9 protein-coding genes and 1 pseudogene are annotated in these 10,514 nt (G+C 73.9%); 4 read left to right on the top strand and 6 right to left on the bottom strand.

The annotated features are described in order from the left end of the window. The first annotated feature begins 135 nt into the window (after positions 1 to 135). Complete coding sequence (locus GKQ77_RS19205) at positions 136 to 2,787, top strand: ATP-binding protein (RefSeq protein ID WP_219690146.1); 2,652 nt, start codon at positions 136 to 138, stop codon at positions 2,785 to 2,787. A gap of 150 nt (positions 2,788 to 2,937) precedes the next feature. Here GKQ77_RS19205 and GKQ77_RS19200 read toward each other — a convergent pair whose 3' ends face one another. From GKQ77_RS19200 to GKQ77_RS19185, 4 genes are read right to left on the bottom strand one after another with little or no spacing between them, the layout of a single operon-like run. After that, positions 2,938 to 3,999 carry an NAD(P)H-dependent flavin oxidoreductase gene (locus GKQ77_RS19200; RefSeq protein WP_219690148.1) on the bottom strand — a complete coding sequence of 354 codons (1,062 nt, stop codon included), beginning with the start codon at positions 3,997 to 3,999 and terminating at the stop codon, positions 2,938 to 2,940. Positions 4,000 to 4,016: 17 nt separating this feature from the next. Next, positions 4,017 to 4,799 carry a CoA-transferase subunit beta gene (locus GKQ77_RS19195; RefSeq protein ID WP_219690145.1) on the bottom strand — a complete coding sequence of 261 codons (783 nt, stop codon included), beginning with the start codon at positions 4,797 to 4,799 and terminating at the stop codon, positions 4,017 to 4,019. Beyond that, positions 4,796 to 5,680 (bottom strand): CoA transferase subunit A, encoded by an 885-nt coding sequence (locus GKQ77_RS19190; protein ID WP_258021564.1) that lies wholly within the window; start codon positions 5,678 to 5,680, stop codon positions 4,796 to 4,798. Before GKQ77_RS19190 ends, GKQ77_RS19195 begins: the two co-directional genes overlap by 4 nt. A 50-nt stretch (positions 5,681 to 5,730) precedes the next feature. Next, entirely contained in the window at positions 5,731 to 6,486 is a 756-nt protein-coding gene (locus GKQ77_RS19185; RefSeq protein WP_219690143.1) for an enoyl-CoA hydratase family protein, read from the bottom strand. Between the two features lie 68 nt (positions 6,487 to 6,554). On the opposite strand from GKQ77_RS19185, the gene GKQ77_RS19180 reads away from it, so the two are divergent. Together GKQ77_RS19180 and GKQ77_RS19175 are read left to right on the top strand one after the other, a co-directional pair. Next, entirely contained in the window at positions 6,555 to 7,319 is a 765-nt protein-coding gene (locus GKQ77_RS19180) for an SDR family oxidoreductase (RefSeq protein WP_219690142.1), read from the top strand. Positions 7,320 to 7,341: 22 nt separating this feature from the next. Beyond that, positions 7,342 to 8,292, top strand: coding sequence for an SDR family oxidoreductase (locus tag GKQ77_RS19175; protein WP_219690141.1), 951 nt, complete (start codon positions 7,342 to 7,344; stop codon positions 8,290 to 8,292). Positions 8,293 to 8,338: 46 nt separating this feature from the next. On the opposite strand, the gene pcaDC is transcribed toward GKQ77_RS19175, so the two are convergent. Continuing rightward, entirely contained in the window at positions 8,339 to 9,475 is a 1,137-nt protein-coding gene (gene pcaDC, locus GKQ77_RS19170; RefSeq protein ID WP_258021563.1) for a bifunctional 3-oxoadipate enol-lactonase/4-carboxymuconolactone decarboxylase PcaDC, read from the bottom strand. Continuing rightward, positions 9,472 to 10,170: pseudogene (locus tag GKQ77_RS19165) on the bottom strand (lyase family protein); the annotation flags it as partial. The pseudogene GKQ77_RS19165 and the gene pcaDC, both read right to left, overlap by 4 nt. On the opposite strand from GKQ77_RS19165, the gene GKQ77_RS34165 reads away from it, so the two are divergent. Continuing rightward, a partial coding sequence (locus GKQ77_RS34165; RefSeq protein WP_219690149.1) for a hypothetical protein occupies positions 10,114 to 10,514 on the top strand: 401 nt, incomplete at its 3' end. The pseudogene GKQ77_RS19165 and the gene GKQ77_RS34165 sit on opposite strands and share 57 nt — an antisense overlap.

Genomic DNA, 10,514 nt, shown 5'->3' with positions numbered 1-10,514 from the left:
CCCCCGCCGCGCACGGGAAACGGACTCCCCCTCACCCCTTGTGGGAGTACCTGCGCCGACCGCGCTCCACGGCGGCCCCGACCCGGCTAGTCTCGACTTCTGTACGTCGATTGAGCGACCCCGGGAGGTAGCGCGATGACGCAGGGACGGCCCGGAGGAGCCGCCTTGGCCCCGCTGTGGGAGCGCGACGACGAACTCGCCGCGGTGACCCAGGCCGTCGAGGAGCTGTGCGCGGACTCGACGAGCGGGGGAGGCCTGCTCGCCTTCAGCGGAGAGGCCGGCATCGGCAAGACCGCGCTGCTCGGCGAGGTGCGCCGGATCGCCGAGGCCCACGGCGCCACGGTCTGGTCGGCACGCGGCGGCGAGGCGGTCACCTCCGTCCCCTTCAACGTCGTACGCCAGCTCCTCCAGCCCGAACTGGTCTCCTTCTCACCCGAGGAGGCACGCGAATACCTCGGCGACTGGTTCGAAATCGCGGGCCCGGCCCTCGGCGTGGTCGAGCCCGGCGGACGGCAGGCCGACCCGAAAGCCGTCTGCGAAGGCCTCGTCGAAGCGGTCTCCCGCCTCGCCCAGCTGAAATGGCCGCTCGCCCTGCTCATCGACGACGCGCACTGGGCCGACCAGGAGACGCTGCACTGGCTCGCCGCGTTCGCCCAGCGGCTGGCCGAGCTGCCCGTGCTCGTCGTGATCGCCCACCGGCCCGGCGAGGCCAAGGACGGCGGCGCCCGCCACCTGGCAGCGGTCACCGCCACCGCCCGCACCTTCAGCACCCTGCGCGCCCTCACCCCGGACGCCGCCGCGGGCCTGACCCGCGCCACGCTCGGCGAGCACGCCGACGCCCCGTTCTGCCGCGAGGTGTGGGCGGTCACCGGCGGCAATCCGTACGAGTCGGTCGAACTCCTCGCCAAGGTCCAGGACAGCGAACTGGAACCGGTCGAGAGCTCGGCGGACGCGCTGCGGGCCCTCAACCGCACGGCCAAGGGCCACGGACTCATCGCCCGCCTCGAAGACCTCGGCACCGATGTCACCCGCTTCGCCTGGGCGGCCGCCATCCTCGGCACCGCCATCTCCCTCGAAACGGCCACCCGGCTCGCCGGAATGTCCCGCGCCACCGCCGAGGCGTGCGCGGAACGCCTGTGTGCCGCGCGCATCCTGATCCGCGACGCGGACGGCATGGAGTTCGTCCACCCGCAGATCGCCAGCACGGTCTACCGCTCCATCCCCGGGGCCACCCGCACCGCCCTGCACGGCGTGGCCGCCGCGGTCGTCACCCAGGACGGCCGAAGCCCCGCGGCCGCCTCCCGGCACCTCCTCGAGGTCCACCCGGAGGACGACCCCGAAGTGGTCGAGCAGCTGCGCCGGGCCGCCGCCGAACACCTCGCGGTCGGCGCGCCCGAAGCGGCCCGCCGCTGTCTGGAGCGGGCACTGAAGGAACCACCGCTGCCCGAGATCCACGCGCGCGTGCTCTACGAACTGGGCTGCGCCACGCTGCTCACCTCGCCCGCCACCACCATCAGGCATCTGCGCGAAGCGCTCTCCATGCGCGGCCTCGACCAGGAGCTGCGCGTCGACGCGGTCTGCCGCCTCTCCCAGGCCCTCGTCCACAACGACCAACTGGAAGAGGGCCTGCGCGCCATCGACGAGGAGGTGGAGCGCCTCGACGAAGGACCCGCGCGCCTGCGCCTGCAAGCCGTCCACTACATGTGGGAGGGCATCCACGCGGGCGAGGAGGACTCGCCGGGACGCTCACGACGGCTCGCCGCGCTCGCCGGTCCGCTCAGCGGGCGCGACAACTCCGAACGGGCCCTGCTGATCCTGCGCGCCTTCGACGCGATGACCCGAGGCGAGAACGCGGAGCTGGTCGTCGAGCTGTGCGACCGCGCCCTCGTCAACGGCCGCCTCGCGCCCGGCCTCGGCTGGACCGACACGGAATGGAGCTTCGAACTCCGCCTGATGCTCGGCGGTTCGTACGCCTTCGCTGACCGGCTCGACCGGGCCGAGAGCCTGTTCACCGAGGCCGTTCGCGCGTATGAGACAGCGGGCTGGAGCGGCGGCCATCTCGCCCTCTCGCACGCCTTCCTCGGCTATGTGTACCGCAGGCGCGGGCGGCTGATCGACGCCGAGATCTCCCTGCGCGAGAGCCTGCGCCTCGCCGACCGCGTCGGCCAGGGGCTGCCCATGCACTGGGAGGCCGCCAGCATGCTCGTCGACACGCTGCTGGCGCGCGGGCACATCGACGAGGCGGGCGCGATCGCCGACCGCTACGGCTTCGCGCCGCCCTCCGCCTCCACGATCTACGTGCCCGACGCCCCCTGCGTACGCGGCAGACTGCTGCTCGCCCTCGGACGCACGAGCGAGGGCCTCGCCGAACTGGAAGCGACGGCGAAGGCGCTGACCGCGCGCGGCCAGTACAACACCGTGCTCGCGCCGTGGGCCTACGACCTCGCCCGCGCCCTGGCCCACGAGGACCCCAGGCGGGCCGAGCACCTCGTCTCCGACGCCCGTATGCAGGCCGAGCGGTTCGGCACGGACACCGCCATCGGTGAGGCGCTGCGGTGTGCCGCCGCTCTGGAGAGCGGGGCGCGCTCCATCGCCCTCTACCGTCAGGCCGCCACCTATCTGGAGGCCTCGCCCTGTGCGTACGAGCACGCGGTGGCCCGGGTCGAGTACGGGATCGCTGCCGGGTCCGCGCCGGATCTGGAGCGGGGGCTTGCGTTGGCGCGGAGCTGTGGGGCGGACGGGCTTGTCGCGCGGGCGCGGGAGCGGTTGGCCCTGGTGCGGGGGTGAGGGTGCCTTCAGTGGGGTCCGCCGGTTCGGCTGGCGGTGCTGATGCTGATGCCTCGGGGCTCTGCCCCGGACCCCGGTCCTCAATCGCCGGACGGGCTTGAATTTAGGCCCCCCGGCGCTCTCGCCCTGCACGTTGCCCGGACCTCTTCCTCAGGCCCCGTCCCAGCCCAGTAGCCGCAACCTGGCCATCACCTCCGCCGCCTCCTCCATCACCCGTTCCACCAGCTCCGCGCACGACGGGAGGTCGTCGATCAGGGCCGTCACCTGGCCCGCGGCCATCACGCCCGCCTCCGGACGGCCGTCCACCATCGCCGATCTGAGCAGCATCGGGGTGTTCGCCGCGAGGAGTAGCTGGCTCCACGTCAGGTCCTTGCCGTGCTTCATCGCCAGGCCGTCGCGTGCCATCCGGGTCCAGCCAAGGCCGGAGACCTTCCGGAACGCCGCCGCGTGCCGCACCGCACGGGCCAGGGACGCGATCCGGCCCGACCTCTCCAGGGCGTCGACCAGTTCCGTGCGCAACATCCGGTGCGGGAGGCCGTCCACGCGCGTGGTGACCGTGATGTCCTTGACCGTGGCTGCCAGATAGCGCGCTTTGACCGCGTCCGGCACCGGCGAGTCCGACGTGAGCAAGAAGCGCGTGCCCATGGCCACGCCCGCCGCGCCATGGGCGAGCGCGGCGACCAGGCCGCGCCCGTCGTGGAACCCGCCCGCCGCGACGACGGGGATGTCCACCGCGTCGACGACCTGCGGCAGCAGGACCGTCGTCGCCACCTCGCCCGTGTGGCCGCCGCCCTCGCCGCCCTGCACGAGCACCGCGTCCGCGCCCCACGCGGCGACCTTCTCCGCGTGCCGGCGCGCGCCGACCGAGGGGATCACCACCACGCCCGCGTCCTTCAGCTCGGCGATCAGCTCCCTCGACGGCGCGAGCGCGAAGGACGCGACACGCACCCCCTCCTCGACGATGACCCGGACGCGGTCCCGCGCGTCCCCCGCGTCGGCCCGCAGATTGACCCCGAACGGCGCGTCCGTACGGGACTTGACCTCCCGCACGGCCGCCCGCAGCTGCGCGACCGTCATGGTCGCGGAGGCCAGGACACCGAGCCCACCCGCGCCCGCCGTGGCCGAGACCAGGCGGGGGCCCGCCACCCAGCCCATCCCGGTCTGCACGATCGGGTGCCGCACCCCGACCAGCTCGGTCAGCGGGGTCTCGATGACGGGCGGACCCGCCCTCACGCGCGCACCTCGCGCTCGCGCAGGCCTCGCGGGTCCACCACGTCCCGTATCAGCCGCAGCTCCTCGTCGGTCGGCTCGCGGGTGCACGGGACGCCGTCCTCCGGCACGGCCAGGGTGAAACCGGTGGCCTCGCGCACCTGGCCGAGCGTGACGCCCGGGTGCAGGGAGACCAGCCGCATCGCGTGGTCGGGCGTCGCGAAGTCGAAGACGCCGAGGTCGGAGACGACGCGGCGCAGATCGTGGAAGCGGGTCGCGGAAGGACCCGCGGCGGCCGCGCTGTCGTACCCGACACCGCTGATCATGTCGACCTTCTCGACGAAGACCCGCGTCGAATGCCTCGGGATCCAGTAACTCACCGGGTTATTGATCGTGTTGGCGGGGGCGCCCCGCACGCCGAGCAGCTGCCGTCGTGGACGCTGCCAGTCGCCGACGCACGAGATGTTCTGATTCCCGAAGCGGTCGATCTGGCTCGCGCCCATCATCACGTGCCGCCGCCCGCCCATCACCATCGTCAGATGCCTGCGGTACGGAAGCCAGCCCTCCGTCACGCTCGACGCGGCGCCCACGGCCGGCACATCGCCGATGAGCAGCGCCTCGCCGTCCGTGAGCAGCAGCTCGGGGGCGAAGGTCAGCTTCGCCAGGCGCGCCCCGATGGCCGGGACCGTGCCCATGGGGGACGCGAGGATCTCGCCGCCGCCGCGCCACGCCTCGGCGCAGGCGACTACGCAGTACTCGGCACGGGTGGTGGTCCGTGCCCTCGTCGCACCGGTCGGCGTCATCGCTGCTCCTTGTGCCAGGCCTGGACGGCCAGTTGGTAGTCCCGCTCGGTGCCGGCGAGGAAGCGGTCATGGAAGGCGCCCCATGCCTCGGGGTCGGCCGCGGCGGTGGCGTACGCCTTCTGGAAGGGCTCGTCCCGGCCGTAGTCGGGCACGCAGGACGTGAAGTGCGCGCCCTTGGGCGTCTCGGCCACGCCCGTCACCGCGTGCCGCGAGATCAGCATCGTCTGGGGCGCCGCGTCCGCGGTGAGCTGCCCGGAGTCGACGATCCGCTCGCACGAGACGTACGCCCTGTCGGAGGCCTCGCAGAACAGGTCGTCGAAGTAGGGGTCGGGGCCCAGATACTGGCCGTTGCCGAAACGGTCGGCGCGGTTCATGTGCACCAGCGCCGCGTCCATGCGCAGGGCGGGCACGGCGACCAGCTCCTCCCCGTCCTCGTACGGCGAAGTGACCGTACGCAGCCGGGGGTTGACCCGCATCACGTCCGAACCGAGGCCCGCGCGGACCGGCAGGAACGGCAGCCGCTGGGCGCCCGCGGTGAGGCCCTGCATGAACATCGCCTCGTCCAGCTCGACGAGTTCGAGGGCGCCACGCTCGCGTGCCGCGCGGAAATGCGGCTCCAGGGGGATCGAGTCGAGGGTCGTGAACGCCGTGATCAGCTTGCGGATACGGCCCGCCTCGGCGAGCAGGCCGACGTCCGGGCCGCCGTACGACACGACGGTCAGGTCCGTGACATCGGACCGTAGCAGCGCGCGCACCAGGGCCATCGGCTTGCGGCGCGAGCCCCAGCCGCCGATGCCGAGGGTCATCCCGCTCACCAGGCGCCCCACGATCTCGTCGGGCGTCATCACCTTGCCCGGCCGCGCCTCATCCGTCGCCCCCATGCCCGCTCGCGTCTCGCCCGTCGCCGCCGCGCCCGTCCGTGCCGTGTGGGTCATGCCCTGCCCTCCCCTTGCGTGCCGAAGTCCTCTCGGATGCGGTCGGCGAGGCCGCTCAGGTTCGCCTCGAAGGTGAAGCCCTGCTCGAAGCGGTAACTGCGGTGGACGTCGACCGGGTCGATGCCGTTGATCGACGCCTTCGCGAAGCGCAGCAGCGTGCCGTCCTTGCGGGCGATCTCCCGCGCCAGATCCAGTGCCGCCTCGCGCAGCTCCGCGCGCGGGACGACCCGCCACACCGAGCCGTGCGCGTGCAGCTCGGCCGCCGTCACCGTGCGCGAGGTGTAGTACAGCGCCCGCATCAGGTGCTGTGGGACCAGGCGGGCCAGATGGGTGGCCGCGCCCAGCGCGCCCCGGTCCAGCTCGGGCAGGCCGAAGGTGGCGTCCTCGCTCGCCACGATCGCGTCCGCGTTCCCCACGAGGCCTATGCCGCCGCCCAGGCAGAAGCCGTGCACGGCGGCGACCACCGGCACCTCGCAGTCGTACACCGCCGAGAAGGCCGCCGCGCAGCCGCGGTTGGCGCCGATCAGCGCCCCGTGGCCGCTGTCGCGCCGCAGCTCCTTGATGTCCACGCCCGCGTTGAATCCCCGGCCATCGGCCGTCAGCACCACACAGCGCGTGCCGGGGTCGCGCCCCGCGGCGCGCACGGCGTCGGCCAGGTCGAACCACCCCTGCACGGGCAGGGCGTTGACGGGCGGATGGTCGACGGTGACGACAACCACGCCTTCGTCCGGGACGGAGGTGGAGACAGACATCAGAGGATCCGCTACCTTTCGACCACACGCCTTCAACCAAACATTTGTTAGTTGGAAAGGTAGCAGCGATGACTGACACCCGACAGGTGGTCGTCGTCACCGGCGGCACCCGCGGCGTCGGCGCCGGAATCGCCCGCGGCTTCCTCGCCGCCGGGGCACGGGTCGTCGTCTGCGCCCGCAGAGCGCCCGATAGGCCCGTCGAAGCCGCGGGCGCCGCCGCCGAGTTCCGCCCGCTCGACCTGCGGGACGCGCGGGCCGTCCAGGTCTTCTTCCGCGAAGTGGCCGCCGACCACGGCAGGGTGGACGCCCTGGTGAACAACGCGGGCGGCACGCCCTTCGGCCTCCTCGCCGACACCGCCCCGGCCCGCCAGGCCAAGGTCGTCGAACTGAACCTGCTCGCCCCGCTGTACGCCTCGCTCGCCGCGTACGACGTGCTGCGCGCCCAGGAGTCGGGCGGCAGCATCACGATGATCGGCAGCGTCAGCGGCACCCGGCCGTCCCCGGGCAGCGGTGCGTACGGCGCCGCGAAGGCGGGTCTGGAGAACCTCGCGCGGACCATGGCGGTCGAATGGGCGCCTGCCGTGCGGGTCAACACCGTCGTCCTCGGCCTCGCCCGCACCGAGAGCGCCCCTCTGCACTACGGCGACGAGGAGGGCGTCGCGCGAGTCGCCCGCACGGTCCCGCTCGGCCGCCTCGCCGACCCCTCGGACGTCGCCGACGCCTGTGTCTTCCTCGCCTCCGACCGCGCCCGCTACATCAGCGGCGCCGCACTCCACCTGCACGGCGGCGGCGAACGCCCCGCCTTCCTGGACGCCGCTTCCGTCAACCACTGAACGCCACCAGAGGAGTTGCCGTATGACCGCACCCGCCACGCAGGCCGCCACGCCACCCGACCGGCCGGGCATCTGCGCGGACCGCGTCGTCATTGTCACCGGCGCGGGCCGCGGCCTCGGCCGTGCCCACGCGCACGCGTACGCGGCCGAGGGCGCCAAGGTCGTCGTCAACGACCTCGGCGTGGGACCGGACGGCTCCGGGGGCTCCGGCGGGCCCGCGCACGCGGTGGTCGAGGAGATCCGCGCGGCGGGCGGGGACGCCGTCGCGCACGGCGGTGACATCGCGACGTCCGAGGGTGCGGCCTCGCTGGTGCGGGCGGCCCTCGACACGTACGGCCGCCTGGACACCCTCGTCAACAACGCGGGCTTCCTGCGCGACCGGATGCTGGTCAACCTCGACGAGGACGACTGGGACGCCGTCATGAGAGTCCACCTCAAGGGGCACTTCCTGCCTCTGAAGTACGCGGGCGCGTACTGGCGGGCCGAGGCGAAGGCCGGGCGCGTGCCGCACGCGTGCGTGGTCAACACCAGCTCCGGAGCAGGCCTCCTGGGCAGCGTCGGGCAGGGCAACTACAGCGCGGCCAAGGCCGGGATCCTCGGCCTCACCCTGGTCGCCGCCGCGGAACTGGCCGCCTACGGAGTACGCGTGAACGCCATCGCTCCCGCTGCCCGCACCCGTATGACGGAGCAGACCTTCGCCGACACGATGGCCGCCCCCGAGTCCGGCGCCTTCGACGCGATGGCCCCCGAGAACGTCTCCCCGCTGGTCGTCTGGCTGGGCTCCACCGCTTCCACGGGCGTCACCGGCCGCGTCTTCCAGGCCGAAGCGGGCCGTATCACCGTCATGGAGGGCTGGCGCCCCGGCCCCACCGCGGACAAAGGCGCCCGCTGGACCCCGGCCGAGGCGGGCGAGGCGACCCGCGGACTTCTCGCCGAGGCGCAGCCGCCGGGGCCGGTGTACGGGGCGCGGTGACCGGGCACGCGCGCGTGCGGGTCCACCCGGCCCCGAGCCGCACTCTCTACTCCTCCTCCGCAAGGACCCGCTGGGCCACCGCGAACGCCGAGTTCGCCGCCGGGACTCCGCAGTAGACGGCCGTCTGGAGGAGGGCCGCGCCGATCTCCTCCGGGGTGAGGCCGTTGCGGCGGGCCGCGCGGATGTGCGAGGCGAGTTCGTCGAGGTGACCGTGGGCGACCAGCGCGGTCAGTGTGATCAGGCTGCGCTCGCGGCGCGACAGCGTGGGGTCGGTCCAGATCTCGCCCCACGCGTAGCGGGAGATGAAGTCCTGGAAGCGGGCCGTGAAGGGCGTGGCGTCGGCCTGCGCGCGGTCGACGTGGGCGTCGCCGAGCACCGCGCGCCGCACGGCCATGCCGCCGCCCTCCGCGCGGGCCGGGGCGGCGAAGTGGGCGCGCAGGGCTGCGGTCACGGCGGCCGGGCGTTCCGCGGGCGCCAGGTGGGAGGCGCCGGCGAGTTCCATGAGCCACGCGTCCGGTACCGCGTCGGCGATCTCCCTGGCGTGGGCGGGCGGTGTCGCCGGGTCCTCGCGTCCGGCGATCACCAGTGTGGGCGCGACTATGGACGCCATGGCCTCCCGCAGGTCGTACGCGGCCAGGGCGTCACAGCACGCGGCGTACGCGCCAGGATCGGCGGCCCGCAAGTCCGCCACCAGGGCGGGCACGGTGAAACCGGGTGTGAACCAGCGCTGCGGCGCCGACTCCGCGAGCGCGGCCAGGCCCTCGCGGCGCACGGTCGCGGCCCGCTGCCGCCATGGCCCGGCGCCGCCGAAGTGCGCCGAGGTGCAGATCGCGGCGAGGCGCGTCACGCGCTGCGGATGGTGGGCCGCGAGGTGCAGTCCCACGGCGCCGCCAAGGGAGACACCCGCGTACGCGAAGCGGTCGACGCCGAGCGAGTCGGCCAGTGCGAGGACGAGTCCCGCGAGTTCGGCGACGGTGGCGCCGGGGCCGATCAGGTCGGCGGGGGAGCGGCCGTGGCCGGGCAGGTCCCAGCGCACGACCCGGTGGGCGGCGGAGAGTTCGGGCGCGACGGCGTCCCACAGGGCGGTCGACGTCCCGAGAGAGGGGCCCAGCAGGAGCGGGGGCGCGGTGTCCGGCCCCTCCGTGGTGTGGTGCGGCAGCCTGCCGGTCGTGTCGTCGGTCAACGTCGCTCCAGAGCGCGGTCGATGAGGGTGCCGGCGGAACCGGTGTAACGGGTGGGGTCGGTGATGTCGGCGAGGTCGAGGCCGAGGTCCTTCAGTGCGGGCTCCTCCGCGAGGACCTGCGCGAGTGTGCGTCCCTCGGCGCGCGCACGCCGTGCCGTGTCGGTGAGGAGCTGCTTCGCGCGGGCTCTGCCGAGCAGGGGTGTCAGCTCGGCGGCGAGCCGTTCGGAGACGATCAATCCGCCGGTGAGATGGAGATGTTCATGCATGGCCTCCGGGTGGGCACGCAAGCCCTCGGCCATCTCGGCCGCGTCCCTGGCGGCGCCGCCGACCAGGCGGAGCAGGTCGCGCAACGGCTCCCACTCGGCGTGCCAGGCGCCCGCGGGCCGCTCGTCCTCGGCCACCAGCGAGCCGTACAGGGTCGCCGCCAGGGCGGGCGCGCGGCGCGCCGCTGCGGCGACGAGCGTGGCGCGGACCGGGTTCGCCTTGTGGGGCATCGCGGACGAGCCGCCCCCCGTCCCTTCGGAGACCTCGGCGATCTCCGTGCGGGAGAGTGTGAGGACGTCGGCGGCCGCCTTACCGAGGGCGCCCGCGGTGAAGGCGAGGGCGCCCGCGAGGTCGGCGACGGGGGTACGGAGGGCATGCCAGGGCAGCAGCGGCTCGGCCAGCCCCAGCTCGCACGCGAAGGCCGCCACAAGGCCCCCACAGACATCGCCGCCCTGGCTGCCTGCACGGGCCTGGCTGCCTGCACGGGCCTGTCCGCCTGCGCCGGCCTGACCGCCCGCACCGCCCTGGCCGCCTGCACCGGCCTGATCGCCCGCACCGGCTTGGCCGTCTGCACCGGCTTGGCCGCCTGCGTCGGCCTGACCGGCCTGGCCGCCTGCACCGCCCTGGCCGCCTGCACCGGCTTGGCTGCTTACACGGGCCTGACCGGCGGCACCGACCTGACCGTCCTGACCGGCCGCACCGGCCAGACCGGCCTGACCGCCCTCATCACCCGCACCGACCTGACCGGCCACGCCGCGCCCCCCACCCCCACACA

Origin of the sequence: Streptomyces anatolicus (assembly GCF_019400875.1) — a bacterium.
Lineage (GTDB): Bacteria > Actinomycetota > Actinomycetes > Streptomycetales > Streptomycetaceae > Streptomyces > Streptomyces anatolicus.
Note: the sequence above shows the minus strand (reverse complement) of the source record. Positions and strands in the feature narration are given on the sequence as shown.